We start from the raw sequence: 19472 nt of genomic DNA, 5'->3' as shown, positions 1-19472 counted from the left end.
TTTTTGGCTAAAGAAGATTTCATTAAACAAATAGCGGCCGACGCTCAAAGAGTTTATAAAAACCATCAAATTCTTGCTTCGTTAATCATTGCCCAGGGATGTCTTGAGAGTGCATGGGGAACAAGTGAACTTGCGACAAAAGGACACAACCTATTCGGAATGAAAGGCGAATACAAGGGACAATATGTCACTATGATGACATGGGAAGTCATCAACGGTGAAAATGTTCAGGTTCCGGCAAAGTTTAGAAAATATCCCTCTTGGAAAGAGTCAATTGATGACTTAGCTAACCTGTATCTCAATGGCGTAAGCTGGGATAAAAATCATTACAGGGCCGTTGTCGGAGAGACGGATTATCAAAAAGCCACAGCTGCGCTCGTAAAAGCTGGATATGCAACTGATCCAAATTATGCAACAAAGCTCAATAGCATTATTTTTACGTATAAGTTAACCAAATATGATACCACCGAGGGGCTGCCCGACAATCCGGATGAACCAAGTAATCCTGATCCGATCGTAGACCTGCCGAGCAAAGAGTATGACGGAAAAGATATCACGCTAAATCAGAGCCTTCCTAAAGATGTATATTTTCCAAAGCTCCATGTGGCGAGTCAGGACGATTCACAAGCCATTGAAGTCATAGGCGCTGACCCGGACTTATTAGACGATACGACAGGGAAAAAGGACATTGAATTCACGATTACACGGACAGCTGATAATGGCACAGAATACGACTTGCTTGTGAATGACAACATTCTTTATCTTGATGAGAAAAAATATAATCATCAAAAGTATTTCATCACAGATATTGAAATTAACCAGGAAGGGACGCTTTCGAAAAAAGTAACAGCAAGCCACGTTTACGTTGTGACACTAAACAATCACTATGTGGAAGGTACGATCAGTGGGACGTTTACCGTCAGGAAGATGCTTGATTTTGTTTTTAAAGGCACAAAATTAAGGTACATCTTTATGGACAAAGAAAGTGAGTTCTCTAGCGTTGAACAAGAGAATTTTGGTGACAGATTCGGAAATGATCTAATGGATGAAATTGTGGAAGACTATGGCTTAGAATTAGATGTCGATAATTATAAAGTCTACGTGTATAAGAAAATGGGCAAACGAATAAATCATACACTTGATACTCGATATAATATGCCTGGTATCACAATCAAAACCTCTACTCAAGGGTGTTCCACAAGAGCGAGGGGTTTTGGTGCAATTAAAGAAAACAGCAGCACAGACAGCAAAAAAACGGAGTATGTTTTTGAACCGGTATTGTACAAGCATCCTGACGAAGATAAATTTTTGATTGATGGTATGCCAAGATGGGCGGAACCATTGCGGGATGAAAAATATAAAAAAGAGTCCAGTATGTTAGCCGCGTTGAAAAAGTACGTCAATCCATATCCACAGACGGAAATAGAAGTAGATTATGAATACATCTACGAGCCGAAGCTTTTAAAGATACAAGAGGATTTCTGGAAGGGTGACACACTGCATATTTTGGCTGATACATCATATGGCGTGACTTACGAAGATGATGTCCGTCTTTTGGCCATTCAATATAAACCATTGAATCCTTACGCAAAGCCGACACTGACATTTGCCAATTTCCGAAAAGATATTCAAGACATTCAGATGGAGCAAGAGAAGAGATTGAAAGATCAAAAGCGATATATGCAAAAACTAAGAATGATGATATGAGCACTCTTACCAGGGTGCTTTTTGTTTTGTTCTTGAAAGGAGAGTGATCTCATGGTGATCAGATTAATAAAAGATTATGATTCTACAAAAGACTCACTGTATCTTGCACAGCAGCGGGATGACTTGGAAAGCATTGAAAATGAATTAAATGGACTATCCAATTCCATTGCCAATCATAAATCGGCTGTGACTGCTCATACGTCTTCTCAAGTGGCTCATGGCGGCGGGCTAACAGTTTACGAGGAAATTGAAATAGCGAAAGCTCGACTACGAAACATTATTTTAGAAGCAGATGGAACCAATATAAAAGAAACCTTAGATGCTCGGGTAGATAAAAGAGGGAAAGTCTATCCGTCTTTACGTGATCACCTCATCGCAAATGAAACTGATCTCGAAAATTTGGATTCAATGATTCAAAAAGAAATGACTTTTGATTTCACAACGGTTCCGCCGGTTTACCATACGAACTTGAATTTGGCAGATAAAACAGTACTTCAGTGTTTTGTCATTGATGAACTAACAGGCGATATCTACGCCACACAGGTTGCCAGTGGGAACAAAGATAAAAGCGAAAGTTTCACCATTACACGTATGAACCAAAACGGGGTGATGCTGGACAGCATGACGCTCATACACGGCGGCCACGGCACCACAATTGGACTGGAACGGGAAAACGGAAAAATATATATCTGGTCCAACTATAATGTTGTCGATTCAAACGGAAACACTGTCGGAAACGATCTTGTGCGTTTCCCTTATACAGCGGGCGCTACATTAAACGGTGGCAGCGGAGGCATTAAACGCTATAACAAATTTAACGATTACTATACGATCCCTGTCATTGATAGAGAAAATGGTTTTATTGCGTTCCGAATCAGATTAAAAGACGGTAATAGTTTGGTAGAGCTCCGAAAATTAAGTGATGTGAAAAACGGCGTAAATAAAGTGCTGGGAAAGGTGACTATTCCGAATGACTTATTTTATCTCCAAGGCTTCACAATAGACGGATACGACTTATACTGGTACACCGGAGATACTAATAACAAAACATATCCATGTGAGCTGACGTTATTTAGTTTTAAAGATGGAAGCTTAAAAAAACGTATCTCTTGTGATTTTGGTTATGGGCCGGACGGCAAATACGAAGATGGTTTCCGTGAACCTGAGTCAGTCTTTTTATATAAGGACCCGAAGACAGGGAAGAAATCGCTATTTGCTGGCGTGGCGACGGGAGCCGTTGGAAAAAGGCTTGCCAAGGTATATGCCTACCATTCTAAAGAGAATGCAGCCAAATTCGGTATTGATTTAGCGCAAGGGTATCAAGGGTATAAACTCACTCAAAACAATGGCTATTCAAAACGTCTTCCGGACGGCTTAAAGTCCTTAAAAGATTTCAGGCAACCCGGTTTTTATTATATGCTGACTACTGAAACAAAGACGCTTTCGGATCATCCGGACAGCGGTAACGCTGGATGGTGGTTGAACATTGCGCCGGCAGATCGCGCCGGATCAGTCATTCAAACGTTAACCAGAAATGCAACAGGGCGGCCAATTAAAATTTTGACAAGAGTCGTGACAAATGACGGGAATGTTGGTGAGTGGTCCGAGATTTCAACGAGTGGAAAACTACCCTGGGCAAACCTGCCTTTAAAGAACGGCGCAAAGAATCCTGACAGCAACTTTCGTTTGCAATTTGCAGTACAGGGAGGTTTTCTTTTTGTGAGGGGCCGAGTTACTATTCCACAAAAAGACGGTGTTGATTTTGCGACATTGCCTGCCAGTGCCCGTCCTAAAAAGAATACCTATAAAAGCTGCCCTGTAGCAGGTACAACAGGAGATAGAAAGATTGTTTTTCGATCAAATGGAAATATCTCTGCTCTAGGGCTATTTGCAAAAAGCGCGTCGAATGCAACATACACCTATATTGATGAAATCATCAAGCTGGATTAAAAAGGGGTGTCTCATATGGAATATGAACAAATGTGGGCTTATCAATATGATGAAAACTATATTTATGATTGCCCTGTTGAAATTCAATACATCGAAGATGATGACGGAAACGTAAAACGTGTTGTTCCGGAAAATGCAACCGAGATCAGTCCGGGTGACTTGGTGCAGGCCAAATGGACGGGAACAGAGTGGGTAGAAAGCGCATCGGCTGAATACATCGAGGCTCTTGAGACAGCTGATTCAGATGATGAAAGCGACGGGGCAAAGGCGCTGAAAGCTGTTGCCGATATACTGGAAACAATGGTAAGGGGTGATGCGGAATGAGCAGCCCTTTTTATAATGCTATCAAGACGTGTTATCTATCAGGGTATTGGGACGGCAAGGAGGAGCTTCTTTCTATGGCTGTCGATCAAGGCAAGATAACAGAAGAGGAAATGAATGAGATCAAAAGGCTCCGACAGGCTGACAAAGGATCTCCTTCTATAGAAGAGTAAAGGAGGGACACTATGCCGTACAAAGATGAATCACTTACTTTTACGATCAATGGCCGGCGCAAAAGCCCGGTACAAACAAATATCCAATATACAACTCAAGACAAAGGAACAGCAAAGCTTTCATTCCAGCTTATGAAGGACGGGGTTCCCCTGCCATTATCCGCGGCAGTGGTGAAGCTCGTTCTTTTAATGTCTGACGGCAGCCGATTTGTCCGAAATATTGAAATCACTGATAAATTGAACGGCCGGCTAACGTATGTTCTCTCTGATGAAGAAATCAGACACGTTGGAACCGTTCAGGCTGAGCTGGATGTTTCCTACACAAATCAGCAGGCCATGTCGATTCATGAGTTTTCTTTTGAGATTAAGAAAGCCTTGATTGACACTGATATCCTGCCAAGTGCTGAATACTATATTGACGACTTTGAGTCCTTAAAAAGTAAGATCAACGAGCTTTACAACGAAACCATTCAGACAGTTGAAGAACTGCGGCAAAAATTTGAGGACTTACAGAACATTGAAACAAAAGATGGGGCACAGAAAAAGGCTGATGCTGTTCGGGTTAATTTAGATACCCATAAAAATGACAAGTCCAACCCCCATGGAGTGACAAAAACTCAGGTAGGGTTGGGGAACGTAGACAACGTGCAGCAAGCAACAAAAGCAGAATTCAATACACACAATACGGATTCTACGCGTCATATCACGTCCACAGAGCGTTCAAACTGGAATGCGAAAGAAACGACAACGGGAGCACAAAACAAGGCAGATACTGCCGAAAAAAACGCAAAAACGTATACTGATCAACACATTAATAATAAGGGCAATCCCCACGGGGTGACAAAAGGTCAAGTCGGGCTTGGGAATGTTACCAATGACAAACAGGCAACCAAAACAGAATTTGATACGCATGTAAAAGATTCGACTGTCCATATATCTGCAGCAGAACGTACAAAATGGAATGGCGCCCAACTATCTAAAATTACAAATGATGTAGGTGGTGTTTCTTTTGCAGTGAATGAAGGCGAAGACATGCTTCAGGCAATTGTAAATAGAGGGAGAAGTATGGGTACATTTTATGCAAATGGTAAAGCAGTAAATTCTCCTTCAACAGCCTCTACAAGAGGCTTTTATCAAATGACAAGCCAATCATCTGACGGTAAAGGCAACTATGGTTGGGTGTATGCGATGGACTACAGAAATAATGTCTTTACGAATTATTGGGATGGCAACACTGTAGGGTGGCAGGGTTGGAAACGACTTATCACAGATGCAGCCTTTGATAATATAACCTGGCAAAACATCGCACTTAAAAACGGCGCAGCCACCGGAGATAGGCCGTTTCAATATGCCAAGTGGGGGAAGCTGCTTTTACTAAGAGGTCACATCAAAGCACCCCGGGAGGTTGTAATTGGTTCAATTCCTTCTTCTATGGTGCCAAGTAATGGAGCAGTTGTATTGGTATCAACATCAGGAATAACAGGGATTTGCAAGCTCATTGTTTATGGCACCGGAGATTTAAAATTGACCGGTTTAATGTCCAATGATAATAGCGCAGTTACCGGCTATCATATGGACGTTAACCCGATCCCGTTAGATTAAGGAGGGGGAAAGTTGAAACAGGTTTATAAGTATGATGAAAATTTTATATTCGTTGAGCCAGTTCTGGTTTACGAAAAAGACGGCGTCGGTAATTATGTTATTCCGGGCTTTTGCACAGAAATTGAACCTCCGGACTCTCCTTCTCTTTTCAAGCCGAAATTTGATCCTGTTTTACGCGGGTGGGTTGAGGGGGCTACGCAAACAGAAATAGATGAAATTCTAAGTCATGCTAAAAGCAGTGAAGATCAATCTCCTATTGAGATGTTAAAAGCTCAGAATGCCGCAATCATGGTCCAACTGGCAGAATCGCAAAATCAGGCTGAGACTCAGGCGAAAATGATCGCGGACTTGTTATTGATGCTGGCCGAAGGAGGGGAAGCGTAATGGATTGGTTTGCAAATGTGAAAACTATTTATGGGTGGGGGAGACAGTATTACACAAATGCTGATGTCGCCCGTTTTGTTGTTTTAAATAGAATTACAGAAGAGCAATATAAACAAATTACTGGCCTGACCTATCCAGCTACAGAGCCGGTTGTCATAGATTTAGGAAGTTAGCCAACACCCATAGAGGTGTTTTTATTTTGCCATGAAGGAGGTGAGGGCTTTATGGAAATGGATATTACACAGTATTTAATCACTCAGGGGCCTTTTGCTGTGTTGTTTTGCTGGCTCCTATTCTATGTCATGAAAACGAGTAAAGAAAGGGAAGCAAAGCTCTATAATCAAATTGATTCCCAAAATGAAGTCTTGGGGAAGTTCAGTGAAAAATATGATGTTGTAATTGAAAAGCTAGACAAAATTGAAAGCAAAGTACAATAGGAGGAATAAACGATATGAAAAACTATGACAAAGGCACGGTCATTCGGACGGTGCTTCTTTTGATTGCACTTATTAACCAAACAATGCTGATGCTTGGTAAGTCACCGTTGGATATTTCAGAAGATCAGGTTAATCAGCTTGCGGATGCTCTTTACACTGCCGGCTCTTTGATCTTCATGATCGGTACGACACTTGCTGCATGGTTTAAAAACAACTATGTGACAGCAAAAGGGCACCAACAAAAATCAATTCTTAAACAAAACAATCTAACAAAATGATGCTGCTGGATAACCCGGCGGCTTTTTCTATATTAAAAAATGAATGGAGAGAATGAATATGACAATCACAGTGAAAAAGAATCTTGTATCAGAAGCTAAATACGCTTTGAAATGTCCGAACTATATGGACGCTGAATACATCACAATCCACAACACGGCAAACGATGCATCAGCTGCTAACGAGATCAGTTATATGATTGGCAATACCAATTCGACAAGCTACCATTTTGCCGTTGATGACAAACAAGTAATCCAAGGACTGCCTACAAATCGCAATGGGTGGCACTCAGGAGACGGCACATACGGAACAGGGAACCGGAAATCTATTGCTGTTGAAATCTGTTATAGCAAGTCCGGTGGTCCGAAATATAGGGCGGCAGAAAAGCTGGCAATTAAATTTGTGGCGCAGCTACTTAAAGAACGAGGCTGGGGCGTTGATCGTGTCCGCAAGCATCAAGACTGGAACGGAAAGTATTGCCCGCACCGTATTTTGTCAGAGGGCAGATGGGACGAGGTTAAGGCTGCCATTGAAGCTGAATTAAATGCGCTGGGAGGAAACACAACATCTAAACCGTCATCATCTGCTTCTAAGGCTTCAGGGAGCACTTACACAGTCAAAAAAGGCGATACTCTTTCCGCAATTGCAAAAGAGCATGGGGTAAGTGTAGCAAACCTTCAGAGCTGGAATAACATTAAGGACCCGAATAAAATCACAGTTGGGCAAAAGTTAAAGCTCACAGGCTCAAGCACTTCGAGCCCTAAACCAAGTAGCAAAAAAACGTCATATGCGCTGCCTTCTGGTGTCATTAGAGTAACAAGCCCTATGCGAAAAGGAGATGATGTAAGGCAGATTCAAAAAGCTCTTGCTGCTCTTTATTTCTACCCGGATAAAGGGGCAAAGAATAACGGCATTGATGGCGTGTACGGTCCGAAAACAGCAAATGCGGTCAAACGGTTCCAATCCATATATGGATTGGTTGCTGACGGCATTTATGGGCCTAAGACTAAAGCGAAAATTGAAGCGAAATTGAAGTAATAAAAGAGCCTCTCATATAATGAGGGGCTCTAAATTGCAATCCTTTGACTTAATCGTCCCAGTCTTCATCATCGATCCAGTCGTCTTTCGCTTCTTCAAGCTCTTCTATTAAAAACTCTAGGAATGTGCTACCAACTTGTTTACCATATCCCTCTTGGTTATCCCAAAGGATGACAGGGCATTCTCCTTCTTTCATCTTGTTAGTGTCAAGACAATAAGAAAATTCATCAACATATTCGATCACTACAAGACCATTGAAAAGGTTATAATATTTTTTATATTCATTGGTCTGTTCGACAACTTCAGCACCGTGAGAGTCATATCCGAGTATCATTGTCCCGTATGCTCCCCCTGAACCATACTCAGTTAAAAACCATTTATAGCTGTCTGGAAGGGTTACATTAAGGTCCTCTTCTATTTCTCTAATCTGATCTTCAGTGACTCCCCCGGTGAGAATTGAATTTTCTTTATTATCATCAAAGAAAGTTTTCACTTTTGAATAATCCATTAAACTTTCACCTCTTATTCTTGGTTCTCAAATTGCTGAGCTCTCCATCTCCAATACCTTCTCCTAAAGCTTTTATATTGTTTATCAAGTACTGGATCGTTTCTAAAACTCTGTCCATTCTCTTTTAATCCATGCAAAACATCACTGTACTTATTGTGCCAGCTTTCAGGTATCTCGAGCATATTGCCAGGCTCTTCTTGAATCAAATGATGCAAATTAATTTGGGTTCCATCTTTTGCAAAAGGAGCATTACCATTTTTCATTAGTTGAAGATTCGTAAGGCCTTTCCGATTTTTTTGATTAAGATCAATATCTTTCATTGTATAGACTCTACGGCTTACATCTCTAGGTTGCCCTTTAACTTTTACCTTGCCGCCTATCTCGAATGCTTCATATTTTTCTTTATTTAACCAAGGGACATTTACTTTCTGACCTGTAAATGGCTTTCTTGTTTCATCTAATTTTTTAGCAAGCTGAAGCAGCCTGTCTTTTGCACTCACATCGTTGATGACATTATACGGCATGCCGCCTGCTACAACAACATCTTCTCGCATGACAAACGGTTTGATTGCTGTTAGTGGATCAGGAGTTTCATCCAGTTTTTTAGACACTTTTTTAACTGCTGCTTTTCCGGCTGTTTTCACTCCAATTTTAGCAACTGAACCAGCACCTTTTAAAGCAAAGATGTTTACTGCTGCACATGTAAACCAATGAGCCGTAGATTCTGTGTCTCCGTTCTTTACGTCTCTAATATAGGAAGTTATTATTGCATCCTTAATTGAATTAAACGTGGAATCGTAGTGATAAACTGCAACTGCAGAATTAATAAGCATGTCGACAGGATGATTGTGTGCCATATAGTCTAATGTTTCAGCTGTCATATCGTAAAGAGCTGTAACAGTACCTTTGGCTCCAGCCATTAGCTCACGTGTGTTTTCAATCTGTGTGAAATATCTTTGTTGTTCTGCTGTCAGATTTTCATACCCAATTGTTTTGGCCATTGAATAGAATTCATCGGCATCTGCATAATCGTAATTCTTTAGTCTTTCTTTCAGTTTTTCAATCTCTCGTTCTTTTTCTTCCTTCTTCTTAATCGTCAAGTAAGCTTCAGAATGCTTTTCAACATCGCCTTTTTTCTTATGTATGTCACTTTCTCTATACGCTTTGGCATTATAGTGGATCGGAGTGGCGTTTTTTCCTTTGCCTGTTGATTCCTGCAGCTTTTTAAAATCTTGCTGAATGAATTGTTCGTTTGGTTCTGTTAGTGCACATTCAGTTGTTAAATCATCATCGACTTCTCTAACTTTATCAATTGTTTTTTCACGTTTCTTATCTGCACTGGCAAGTTCATCTTTAAAGTTTTCTGTTGAAAACAAATCAAGTGGTAGGATATCGTCAATATCGTTCAGAATGTCCTTCATTGCTTTCTTCTGTTCAGACATAATAGCCTTTGATTTTTTATAAGCATTTGCAAGTTCATGCTCTAAAAAAGATTCCTCGACGTATGCATCTGACAAGCTGGCTTCCTCTATAACTCCAGAGATACTTGTAAGGAAAGCAATCTTCATGTCAATTAAATCAATCCATTGATCTGTAACCCCAACATGATCATGATAAAATGCTTTAATATTGTCTGCGCCCTTACCTGAAAACTCGCTGTCATCTAGGTCGGCTACGGCTTTAAATGCTTTTCTGAGCTTAACCATTTGTGATCTGAGTTCCTTGTACTCTTTTGCACGTTTATCCGCTTCAGAAAGTAATGACTTTGCTTCAAATACCTTCATACCATTCTCCTTTTTCTGACACTCAATACTCAAAATTTTACCATAGTTTAGGAGAGTTAACGGCGTTTAGATCGGCCAAATGCCAGAAATACTCCAAAAGAAATAGTTATTTTTACTCAATTCATTGTTCACAAATGAACATTTCCTTATAATCGATATACAAGACCTAGGCAATCCATTCTTACACACCCTGAAAATTAGGTAAATTATCCCTTGAGTTTAATTGCGTCATCACGAAAGCAGAATTGCGCTATGTCGAAAATTTTTTCTATATATTACATTTAATGTTAAAGTTGTGTTAACATTTGTTTGATAATTTAGAATTTTGACAGAAAGAGGGGTTTATTATGAGTAAACTTGCTTCTGAGTATGTTGCTAATATCTTAAATGAATGGTATATGGCTATAAAACAGCAAAACGTGGAGGCTGCCGAGAAATACTTCAAAGAGAGCAGAGCTCTATTTGATGAAATGGAAGAAGACCAGGAAGTATTGATGTACTATTCTTTACTTGAAGAGAGACATAAAATGATGCTCCACCAGGATAAAGGAAAAGAATTTCCAAAGCACTCTTATTTCAGTAAAAAACATAAGAAAGAAATAAGAAAAACAGACAATATGATTGAATATTATTTCTTCTTATTTGAGGCATTATACGAATCGCACAATCGTAATTACGGCAATGCAATTAGTCTTTTTAAAATTGCTGAGAAAAAGCTTGCGAATATTCCAGATGAAATTGAAGCGGCTGAGTTTTATTCAAAAGTAGCCTCTCTTTATATGATGCTTGGCCAAAACATCGTGTCTTTAAACTATATAAAGGATGCAATGCACATTTACAAAAGGAATGAGGATTACAAAAAAAAGCTTGCGACGTCTATGATGGTTGTGGGACATAACTATACAGAGCTAGGTCAATATGATAAAGCTGAGGATATTTATTTTGAAGCAATACGAATTTCTAAACAACTCGAAGACCCTTTTTTTGAGGCTATGATTCATCATAATTTAAGTATCACTTATTCAGCTGCTAAAAGATCACAAGATTGCATAAATGCTCTGAAGAAAGCATTGAGAAATGATGAATGGAAAGAGTCGGTTTATTACACAAACTCCCTGTATATGATCACAAAAGAGTTCTTCATAATGGGACTATCCGATCAAGCTGTTTATTATTACAAAAAAGCACAGGAAAACTTAAATCAAAAAGAGAATAAAGTGTATGAGGCTAAAATAAACATTATTTATGAGTTATTCCAGAAAACCCCTGAAGAAAGCGTTAATCAGTGCAGGAGCTACATTCATTTCCTATTTGAACAGAATGACGCGGATAGTGTGCACGATCTCGCTTTAATCATTTCGCAATATTATGAGGCGAGAGGATATATTCAAGAAGCTCTGGAATTTTCTAATCATGCTATTTTAGCCGAGAGGAAAATGAAGCAGTTGGAGGGAGTTTAATGAAAAAGGTAATTCTTTGTTTAGCTGCTCTGGGCGCGCTAGCAGCTGCTAGTTATGCGGGCTCGAATGCTCATGTTGCAGAGAAACCGGTCGGAACTTATATGCTATTAGCAGAAAAACCAGTAGGTACCTAATACAACCCTTCTCATCTGAGAAGGGCTTTTTTATATAATCCATCTTTTCTTTTCTTTATCCCAAGAAATCGCTCCTTTTCGGATAAGGCTTTTTGTGGCCTCGCGTATTTCCTGTTCGCCCTTCCCGGTCTTTCTTTTCAGTTCAGGAAGAGTCGGATTCTTTCCGTATAGACTCATATTTACAAAGATTTGATATAACTTGCGCTCAAAATCAGTCACACAATATCAACTCCTAGAGCTAGGTGCATCGAAAAAACAATTGTAAGTATTAGTTGATTTTGTCATAAAATAGACCAGTTATTAGTGGTCCTCCATTTTCAGCTTTTTCTTTCTGAACTGATCCATAAAGGATAATGGTTTGGTTCTCCTTTAACTTTGTAGGGAATAGGGCAAAAACATTATAAACACCATACCCATTTTTCTCTTTAGATGAAATAATAAATTTTCCTCCAGCTTCGGCATTTTCGATTGCAGAAACTTCTCCTTTGATACGAACTATTTTATCTGGAGGGTCCTCAACATTGATTTTTTTGAAATCAGCATCTTCAGCTTCTTTTCTAATCTGTTGCTGCTTTTCCTCAGTTGAAATATCGTCTAGTCCATCTTGTTGAGAGGTGCTTGAGGTAATGGATTTTTTCTCAGTTGGTGAATCATCTGATTGAGCCATATAAGTAAATCCACAGATGGAGAGTAATAAGCTTATTGGCAATATCCATATTCCTTTTTTTCTTGTTCTTTTGAAGAATAAAAGAAATAAACCAATTACGATTCCGATTGCGGAAAATATAGAGAGAAATCCCATAAATAAAATCATAATATCCTCCATTTTTTAAAGGTAACATTTATATCTTAAAACAGATGAGTGTAATTTTCTATTCTATACAGCGGGCTTAGGAGGGAAAACAAATATGGACCAGCTACAAAAGCAAAACTTGAAGGATTATTGAATTAATGAAAAACCCTCTCTAAATTAGAGAGGGTTATTCTTTATCTCTTTTGATATTAGTATTATGGAAGTAGTCTGGTAATGCTTCGTATAATATATGTCTACTTTCAAATTTTACGTCTTTAATCTTATTGACGTTACTTTGTACCCCTCGGGAACCAAATCCTCTGGCCTTTTTAACTGTTGTTTTATCAACTGGTGTTTGTTTATTAACTGTTGTATGTTTGTACCAACTGTCTTTATCTCCCATTAAAACCTTCCTCTCTTTTGGTTAAACCATTAAAAGAATGACTTGCTTAATCATATACACTAATACAATTCCGATTATTGAAATGTATATCTTCTCGATTCCTTTTTTATAAAGATTTGCTTTCGTGTCGTTGGCATTACTGTTTTTTTTGACAATGTTATAGTATGAATCTGCTAAAGCATACTGAAGTTCATCTTTGGGTAGCTTTGCATTGGTATTAAGGCTTCCATCTACCTCGTTAAATCCACCTAATCCGAGCGACTGATATTCGTATGTTTTAAGCACATTAATTAAGTGCCTAAATGCGATCAGTTGCATAATAGCCGGGAAAATATATAACAGAGCGATTATTGAAAAACATAGCATTTCAATTGGGCTATGTGCCTTTTTGAAGAAAGAAAAATCTAGCGCTGTTGCATAAAATCCTATCAATGCTCCTAATAAAGCTATAAGGACACCAGCTCTAGTTTCAATATCTCGTTTTCTATTAGCCTCGGCATCATATTCCCTAGTTATTGTATTAAGTAGTGTCTCAGAACTAGGATATTCAATATGAAGTTGTTCTGAATTTTGTTGACTTTCCTCTGAATTTAGCTGTCTTTCATCCGAAAGTTCAGTCTGTTCTGTAGCCATCGTATAGCCCCTTAGTATGAGTAGTTCTTCTCTTTATTGTATATAAAAGGATTATGACATTACAAGAAAAAATTTACTTGAAAAGAAATATTTTTCGATATATCTATTTACGACAGTAAACAGATATGTTATAATTAAAGTATAGAAAGGAGGTGCTGAAGTGGACGAGGTGAGAAACTGGATTCTTGCTATCGCTGGCATCGTTACCATCATTAAACACATTTACGACATATGGACGAAGGAAAGCGAAAAGCATAGTAAGAAAAAGAAAAAGCGCTCCCGCCGGGTAAGCAAGAAGCGCTGATACACAGTGAGCAAAGGGGAGAAATCCCCTTGCTCATACCATTATATCACGTCCACAATAGTATGAAAAAATATTTTAAGCAGTACAGTACAAGTGACTTTGCCGTTTTGCTCATTTTGGTTGCGGGGATCGTTGCAATTGATCTGACTGACGAGGGTATGTCTGGAAAGATTGCGCATACTGTATTGATGATAGCCGTTGTTGTTACTTTGTTAAAAGGATTCATTATGATGTGGAGAGAAAGCCGACATGATAGAAAGCGAAAAAATTAAGTTTATCCAGGAAGAAGTTTTGACGGCAGCGGAAGCGGGGGAGTTGCTTGGAATCACCCGGCAGCGTTTAAGCACCCTTGTGACATCCGGAAAGCTCAAGCCGGTGAAAAAGGTGGGGACAGTCGCATTGTTCTTACTAGATCATGTTTTATCCTTGAAAAAAGAATTAGAAGCCGGCAGAAAGAAGTACCGTCCTTATGATGAATGAAGCCCACTCATATGAGCAGGGCTTTTTACTTTTCTAGGAATCGCGTGGTACTTTTATCCCCTTTATCTCGAAGTGAGAGTTTTTTAATTGTTTAAGAACGAATGTTCTGGTATCTTCTTTTTGAGGTGATAGGTGTGAAAGAGCTACCAAAAGAGCTACTTGAAGAACTTGAAAGAACTACCTTCCTACTAAATGAAGTTATAGAGATATACGAGCAGCACGAAGGAGAGCCAGAAGAAAAACCGGCTATCACTTGCCCATCTTGCCACAAAGAATCAACTAATTATGTCTGCGATTGGTACGGTAACAGACATGTCCATTTTCATTGTGAGTGCGGCTGCCGAGTCCATCAATAAATAAAAGGCCTTCGACATGCGAAAGGCCTTTTTACTTATGCACCTACTCTTATTTCACGACCTAACTCCATTCCTATAGGTGGGTCATGGTGTGTTCCTACAGGTAACTCACGTTGTAATTTCATCTTGATTACTCCTCTCTATAATGACAAATACTGCATACTTCCCAAATCTCCTTTTAAATTACAAACACTTTTTATTAAATCTGAAAAAATTTTTGAAACATTTCTTGTAGCTGTGCGTCTAACATACGTATCCTTAGATATTTTCTGTATTTATGTCTATTTCACATGTTTATACTTAAATACAAAAAACCAAGTCATCCATAAACGCACCGTATTTATCGGAAGCCTGAATTCATCTATTGTCCACCCTCGGGAGGTGTTTAAAGAAGCGTTTAAACGATCTGCCGCTTCCTTTATCTGTGTTCACAATCATCCTTCTGGAGATCCGACGCCGAGCAGGGAAGATATTGAAGTGACAAGACGGCTGTTTGAATGCGGAAACCTGATTGGCATCGAGCTGCTTGACCATTTGGTGATCGGGGACAAAAAATTTGTGAGTTTAAAGGAAAAAGGATATTTGTAACACTTTTTTTTTCGTCGAATTAAGCTATAATAGAGTTTATGAGTTTTTCCCTTTAGGGTATTTTTGCTTTAAGAAAGGAAGATACATACATATGTTTGGAATTGGTACAAGAGACCTTGGTATAGATCTTGGAACTGCGAATACGCTTGTTTTTGTAAAAGGAAAAGGAATTGTTGTCAGAGAGCCTTCAGTTGTCGCTTTGCAAACGGATACGAAGTCGATTGTTGCTGTCGGAAATGATGCGAAAAATATGATCGGACGGACACCTGGCAACGTGGTAGCTCTTCGCCCGATGAAAGACGGCGTTATCGCTGATTATGAAACAACGGCTACGATGATGAAATATTACATCAATCAAGCTATAAAAAATAAAGGCATGTTTGCCAGAAAACCATATGTGATGGTTTGTGTTCCATCAGGCATTACAGCTGTTGAGGAACGCGCTGTCATCGATGCGACAAGACAGGCGGGAGCGCGTGATGCGTATCCGATTGAGGAGCCGTTTGCCGCAGCAATCGGAGCCAATCTGCCAGTTTGGGAACCGACTGGAAGCATGGTTGTTGATATCGGGGGCGGTACGACAGAGGTTGCGATTATTTCCCTCGGAGGCATTGTAACGTCTCAATCGATCCGTGTAGCCGGTGATGAGATGGATGATGCAATTATCAACTACATCAGAAAAACGTACAATCTGATGATTGGTGACCGTACGGCTGAAGCGATTAAAATGGAGATCGGATCTGCAGAAGCTCCTGAAGAATCCGATAATATGGAAATCCGCGGACGCGATTTACTGACAGGTCTGCCGAAAACAATCGAAATTACAGGAAAAGAAATTTCTAATGCTCTGCGTGACACTGTATCTACAATTGTTGAAGCAGTGAAGAGCACACTTGAAAAAACACCGCCTGAGCTAGCAGCTGATATTATGGACAGAGGTATTGTGTTAACCGGCGGCGGAGCGCTTCTTCGCAATTTGGATAAAGTCATCAGCGAAGAAACAAAAATGCCGGTCCTTATCGCCGAAGACCCGCTTGATTGTGTAGCGATCGGAACAGGGAAAGCACTGGAGCACATCCATCTTTTCAAAGGAAAAACTAGATAATCGGGAGTTCAATAGAAGAGGTGTAACACGATGCCGAATAAACGGTTAATGCTATTACTTCTGTGTATTATCATATTGGTGGCTATGATTGGATTTTCGCTGAAGGGCGGCCGCAATACCACCTGGCCTGAGAAAGTGATCGGCGATACGACGGGAGTATTTCAAAATATTTTTCATACGCCTGCCGAATTTTTTGCAGGGATATTTGAGAACATTGATGATTTAAAAAACACATACAAAGAAAACGAGCGTCTGAGAGAGAAACTGGACGGACAGACACAATATGAAGCCAAGCTTCAAGAACTTGAAGAAGAAAACAAATCCTTGCGTGACGAGCTTGGCCATGTCAAATCGATTAAAGATTACAAGCCAATTTTAGCGACGGTTATTGCCAGAAGCCCTGATAATTGGGCGAAACAGGTCACAATTAATAAAGGGTCTCAGCAAAATGTAGCGAAGGATATGGCTGTTACAAACGAAAAAGGCGCATTAATCGGCAAGATCAAAAGTTCCGGACTTAACAATTTTACGTCTACGGTTCAGCTTTTAAGCGATACTGATCGCAATAACAGAGTCGCGACGAAAATATCCGGAAAAAAAGGCAGCAAAGGCTACGGCCTGATCGAAGGATATGACAAAGACAAAAAACGTCTTAAGATGACCATTATTGAGCGCAAGGATAAACAAGACGTGAAAAAAGGCGATCTTATTGAAACATCAGGCACAGGCGGCGTTTTCCCAGAGGGGCTGACAATCGGTGAAGTGACTGATATCGAGTCAGATTCCTATGGATTAACAAAAGTTGCTTATGTAAAACCTGCGGCTGACCTTACCGATTTAAATAATGTGATTGTTGTTAATCGGGATGTGCCGACTGTCGATACAGAGGAGGAAGGATCGTGAAGCGTTTCCTTCTCCCTTTCGTTATGATGCTTGTTTTTTCTGCGGAAAGCATTTTTACAGATCTGGTGCATTTTCCGTTCGTGACAGATGATCAGGTGCTCGTCCCGCGTTTTCTGATGCTTGTACTGATATTTATGTCGGCTTTCATCAACCAAAAACACGCGATGATTTACGGCTTTATTTTTGGTCTTTTATATGACATGAATTATACAAGTCTATTAGGCGTTTATATGTTTGGTTTTGCCGGGTTATGCTATTTGGCTTCAAAAGCGTTTAAAGTGCTGCATACAAACGCATTTGTGGTGATATTGATAGCTGTTCTCGCTGTCTGCCTGCTCGAATTTTACGTATTCGGCATTCAGTCTTTAATTCATAAAGACATCATGACGTTTAACGGATTTGTACTTGACCGGTTTATACCGACAATTTTATTAAATATTGCAGCCGCTCTTATTCTGGTTCTGCCATTTAGATTATTTTTTATGAGTCTAAAGAAAGAATTGAGAGATGAGTAAAAAGGATTTTATCTTTTTTTGACGAAATGAGTATGTTGTTGAGGTGAATATTGTGAAGACCAAAAAGCAGCAATATGTAACAATAAAAGGAACAAAGAATGGGTTAACATTGCATCTGGATGATGCGTGTTCTTTTGATGAGCTTCTCGATGGTCTTCAGAATATGCTGTCAATTGAACAATATACGGATGGAAAAGGCCAGAAAATCAGCGTCCATGTTAAGCTGGGAAATCGCTTTTTATATAAGGAGCAAGAGGAACAGCTGACAGAATTGATTGCGTCAAAGAAAGATTTGTTTGTTCATTCTATTGACAGTGAAGTCATTACTAAAAAAGAAGCACAGCGTATGAAAGAGGAAGCTGAAATTATTTCTGTTTCAAAAATTGTCCGTTCAGGCCAAGTGCTGCAGGTGAAAGGCGACTTGCTCCTGATCGGTGATGTGAATCCCGGCGGAACAATCAGGGCCGGAGGGAACATTTTTGTTCTGGGCTCACTTAAAGGAATCGCGCACGCCGGATTTAACGGAAATAATCAAGCGGTCATCGCCGCCTCTGAAATGCTGCCGACACAATTAAGAATCAATCACGTGTTAAATCGCTCCCCAGACCACATTCAAAAAGGGAACGAAATGGAATGTGCTTATTTAGATACAGACGGAAATATGGTCATTGAACGCCTTCAACATTTGGCTCATTTAAGACCTGATCTAACAAGGCTTGAGGGAGGAATGTGAATTGGGTGAGGCTATCGTAATAACTTCGGGAAAAGGCGGAGTAGGTAAAACAACAACATCTGCGAACCTCGGTACCGCCTTAGCCATTTTAGGGAAGCGTGTATGCTTAGTAGATACTGATATAGGGCTGCGCAACCTTGATGTTGTAATGGGTCTTGAAAATAGAATTATTTACGATCTTGTAGACGTGGTAGAGGGCAGATGCAAAATGCATCAGGCGCTCGTAAAAGACAAACGTTTCGATGATCTGCTCTATTTAATGCCCGCTGCTCAAACGAGCGATAAGACAGCTGTTGCTCCTGAACAAATTAAAAATATGGTCCAAGAGCTTAAACAGGAATATGACTATGTCATCATAGACTGTCCTGCCGGAATTGAGCAAGGATACAAAAATGCCGTTTCCGGAGCAGATAAAGCGATTGTGGTCACAACGCCTGAAATCTCAGCTGTTCGTGATGCTGACCGTATTATAGGGCTGCTGGAGCAAGAGGAAAATATTGAATCGCCGCGGCTCGTTGTAAACAGAATCAGAAATCACCTGATGAAAAACGGTGACACGATGGATATCGACGAAATCGTACAGCATTTGTCGATCGATTTGCTTGGAATTGTGGCTGATGATGATGAAGTCATTAAAGCTTCCAACCACGGCGAACCGATTGCGATGGACCCGAAAAACCGCGCTTCCATTGCATACCGCAATATTGCCCGCCGTATCTTAGGCGAATCTGTTCCTTTGCAGGTGCTTGAAGAGCAAAACAAAGGAATGATGGCTAAAATTAAATCATTTTTCGGAGTAAGATCTTAATGTGATAGAATCAAAGAGAAGAATCTGACAAAGCAAATGCTGTGTCAGGTTTTTTTGTTTTTGTCTGCTTTGAGTAA

At 39.9% G+C, this 19472-nt stretch carries 26 protein-coding genes and 1 pseudogene; 21 read left to right on the top strand and 6 right to left on the bottom strand.

Features of this window, described 5'->3' with window-relative positions:
* The first annotated feature begins 3 nt into the window (after positions 1–3).
* From M1M80_RS14325 to M1M80_RS14280, 10 genes are read left to right on the top strand one after another with little or no spacing between them, the layout of a single operon-like run.
* On the top strand, positions 4–1707 hold the full coding sequence (locus M1M80_RS14325) for a phage tail spike protein (RefSeq protein ID WP_060399172.1): 1704 nt from the start codon (positions 4–6) through the stop codon (positions 1705–1707).
* Between the two features lie 51 nt (positions 1708–1758).
* A complete protein-coding gene (locus M1M80_RS14320) occupies positions 1759–3657 on the top strand; it encodes a phage baseplate protein (RefSeq protein ID WP_060399171.1) in 1899 nt (632 codons plus the stop codon).
* Between the two features lie 15 nt (positions 3658–3672).
* Positions 3673–3981 carry a hypothetical protein gene (locus M1M80_RS14315; protein WP_060399170.1) on the top strand — a complete coding sequence of 103 codons (309 nt, stop codon included), beginning with the start codon at positions 3673–3675 and terminating at the stop codon, positions 3979–3981.
* Positions 3978–4151, top strand: coding sequence for a hypothetical protein (locus M1M80_RS14310; protein WP_164906782.1), 174 nt, complete (start codon positions 3978–3980; stop codon positions 4149–4151). Before M1M80_RS14315 ends, M1M80_RS14310 begins: the two co-directional genes overlap by 4 nt.
* 12 nt (positions 4152–4163) lie before the next feature.
* Positions 4164–5753 (top strand): BppU family phage baseplate upper protein, encoded by a 1590-nt coding sequence (locus M1M80_RS14305; protein ID WP_060399169.1) that lies wholly within the window; start codon positions 4164–4166, stop codon positions 5751–5753.
* A gap of 12 nt (positions 5754–5765) precedes the next feature.
* Positions 5766–6137: a hypothetical protein gene (locus M1M80_RS14300; RefSeq protein ID WP_060399168.1), complete on the top strand. Its 372-nt coding sequence runs from the start codon at positions 5766–5768 to the stop codon at positions 6135–6137.
* On the top strand, positions 6137–6310 hold the full coding sequence (locus M1M80_RS14295; RefSeq protein ID WP_080429041.1) for an XkdX family protein: 174 nt from the start codon (positions 6137–6139) through the stop codon (positions 6308–6310). Before M1M80_RS14300 ends, M1M80_RS14295 begins: the two co-directional genes overlap by 1 nt.
* Before the next feature lie 51 nt (positions 6311–6361).
* Entirely contained in the window at positions 6362–6574 is a 213-nt protein-coding gene (locus tag M1M80_RS14290) for a BhlA/UviB family holin-like peptide (RefSeq protein ID WP_031600555.1), read from the top strand.
* 14 nt (positions 6575–6588) lie between these two features.
* Positions 6589–6852, top strand: coding sequence for a phage holin (locus M1M80_RS14285; RefSeq protein ID WP_060399167.1), 264 nt, complete (start codon positions 6589–6591; stop codon positions 6850–6852).
* Positions 6853–6910: 58 nt separating this feature from the next.
* Positions 6911–7888: an N-acetylmuramoyl-L-alanine amidase gene (locus M1M80_RS14280; RefSeq protein ID WP_060399166.1), complete on the top strand. Its 978-nt coding sequence runs from the start codon at positions 6911–6913 to the stop codon at positions 7886–7888.
* A gap of 49 nt (positions 7889–7937) precedes the next feature.
* Here M1M80_RS14280 and M1M80_RS14275 read toward each other — a convergent pair whose 3' ends face one another.
* Together M1M80_RS14275 and M1M80_RS14270 are read right to left on the bottom strand one after the other, a co-directional pair.
* Entirely contained in the window at positions 7938–8396 is a 459-nt protein-coding gene (locus M1M80_RS14275) for an SMI1/KNR4 family protein (RefSeq protein ID WP_060399165.1), read from the bottom strand.
* A gap of 14 nt (positions 8397–8410) precedes the next feature.
* Positions 8411–10180 (bottom strand): T7SS effector LXG polymorphic toxin, encoded by a 1770-nt coding sequence (locus M1M80_RS14270; RefSeq protein ID WP_060399164.1) that lies wholly within the window; start codon positions 10178–10180, stop codon positions 8411–8413.
* A gap of 347 nt (positions 10181–10527) precedes the next feature.
* Here M1M80_RS14270 and M1M80_RS14265 point away from each other — a divergent pair, with 347 nt between their 5' ends.
* Positions 10528–11640 carry a Rap family tetratricopeptide repeat protein gene (locus M1M80_RS14265; RefSeq protein WP_060399163.1) on the top strand — a complete coding sequence of 371 codons (1113 nt, stop codon included), beginning with the start codon at positions 10528–10530 and terminating at the stop codon, positions 11638–11640.
* Positions 11640–11774, top strand: coding sequence for a hypothetical protein (locus M1M80_RS21565; RefSeq protein WP_266131952.1), 135 nt, complete (start codon positions 11640–11642; stop codon positions 11772–11774). Before M1M80_RS14265 ends, M1M80_RS21565 begins: the two co-directional genes overlap by 1 nt.
* A 30-nt stretch (positions 11775–11804) precedes the next feature.
* Here M1M80_RS21565 and M1M80_RS14260 read toward each other — a convergent pair whose 3' ends face one another.
* The 4 genes from M1M80_RS14260 to M1M80_RS14245 form a co-directional block, all read right to left on the bottom strand.
* Positions 11805–11993: a hypothetical protein gene (locus M1M80_RS14260; protein ID WP_060399162.1), complete on the bottom strand. Its 189-nt coding sequence runs from the start codon at positions 11991–11993 to the stop codon at positions 11805–11807.
* A gap of 49 nt (positions 11994–12042) precedes the next feature.
* Positions 12043–12588: a hypothetical protein gene (locus tag M1M80_RS14255; protein WP_060399161.1), complete on the bottom strand. Its 546-nt coding sequence runs from the start codon at positions 12586–12588 to the stop codon at positions 12043–12045.
* A 166-nt stretch (positions 12589–12754) separates the two neighbouring features.
* The gene (locus M1M80_RS14250; RefSeq protein WP_060399160.1) at positions 12755–12970 is read right to left on the bottom strand and encodes a hypothetical protein; all 216 of its coding nucleotides are present in this window, start codon (positions 12968–12970) and stop codon (positions 12755–12757) included.
* A 21-nt stretch (positions 12971–12991) separates the two neighbouring features.
* Positions 12992–13603 carry a hypothetical protein gene (locus tag M1M80_RS14245; RefSeq protein WP_060399159.1) on the bottom strand — a complete coding sequence of 204 codons (612 nt, stop codon included), beginning with the start codon at positions 13601–13603 and terminating at the stop codon, positions 12992–12994.
* 160 nt (positions 13604–13763) lie between these two features.
* Here M1M80_RS14245 and M1M80_RS14240 point away from each other — a divergent pair, with 160 nt between their 5' ends.
* The 9 genes and pseudogenes from M1M80_RS14240 (at position 13764) to minD (ending at position 19395) form a co-directional block, all read left to right on the top strand.
* The gene (locus M1M80_RS14240) at positions 13764–13907 is read left to right on the top strand and encodes a hypothetical protein (protein WP_164906781.1); all 144 of its coding nucleotides are present in this window, start codon (positions 13764–13766) and stop codon (positions 13905–13907) included.
* Positions 13908–13936: 29 nt separating this feature from the next.
* Positions 13937–14179, top strand: a complete 243-nt coding sequence (locus M1M80_RS14235) for a hypothetical protein (RefSeq protein ID WP_060399158.1) — start codon at positions 13937–13939, stop codon at positions 14177–14179.
* The gene (locus M1M80_RS14230; RefSeq protein ID WP_060399157.1) at positions 14157–14387 is read left to right on the top strand and encodes a helix-turn-helix domain-containing protein; all 231 of its coding nucleotides are present in this window, start codon (positions 14157–14159) and stop codon (positions 14385–14387) included. Before M1M80_RS14235 ends, M1M80_RS14230 begins: the two co-directional genes overlap by 23 nt.
* 641 nt (positions 14388–15028) lie before the next feature.
* A pseudogene (gene radC / locus M1M80_RS14225) lies at positions 15029–15331 on the top strand (RadC family protein); the annotation flags it as partial.
* A gap of 91 nt (positions 15332–15422) precedes the next feature.
* On the top strand, positions 15423–16436 hold the full coding sequence (gene mreB, locus M1M80_RS14220; protein WP_003237574.1) for a cell shape-determining protein MreB: 1014 nt from the start codon (positions 15423–15425) through the stop codon (positions 16434–16436).
* 30 nt (positions 16437–16466) lie between these two features.
* Positions 16467–17339 carry a rod shape-determining protein MreC gene (gene mreC / locus M1M80_RS14215; RefSeq protein ID WP_003237571.1) on the top strand — a complete coding sequence of 291 codons (873 nt, stop codon included), beginning with the start codon at positions 16467–16469 and terminating at the stop codon, positions 17337–17339.
* Positions 17336–17854, top strand: coding sequence for a rod shape-determining protein MreD (gene mreD, locus M1M80_RS14210; protein ID WP_060399156.1), 519 nt, complete (start codon positions 17336–17338; stop codon positions 17852–17854). Before mreC ends, mreD begins: the two co-directional genes overlap by 4 nt.
* 52 nt (positions 17855–17906) lie before the next feature.
* Complete coding sequence (gene minC / locus M1M80_RS14205; protein WP_060399155.1) at positions 17907–18587, top strand: septum site-determining protein MinC; 681 nt, start codon at positions 17907–17909, stop codon at positions 18585–18587.
* A 1-nt stretch (position 18588) separates the two neighbouring features.
* Complete coding sequence (gene minD / locus M1M80_RS14200) at positions 18589–19395, top strand: septum site-determining protein MinD (RefSeq protein WP_003237566.1); 807 nt, start codon at positions 18589–18591, stop codon at positions 19393–19395.
* Positions 19396–19472 lie beyond the last annotated feature (77 nt).

Origin of the sequence: Bacillus inaquosorum, from assembly GCF_023238325.1 — a bacterium.
Lineage (GTDB): Bacteria > Bacillota > Bacilli > Bacillales > Bacillaceae > Bacillus > Bacillus inaquosorum.
Note: the sequence above shows the minus strand (reverse complement) of the source record. Positions and strands in the feature narration are given on the sequence as shown.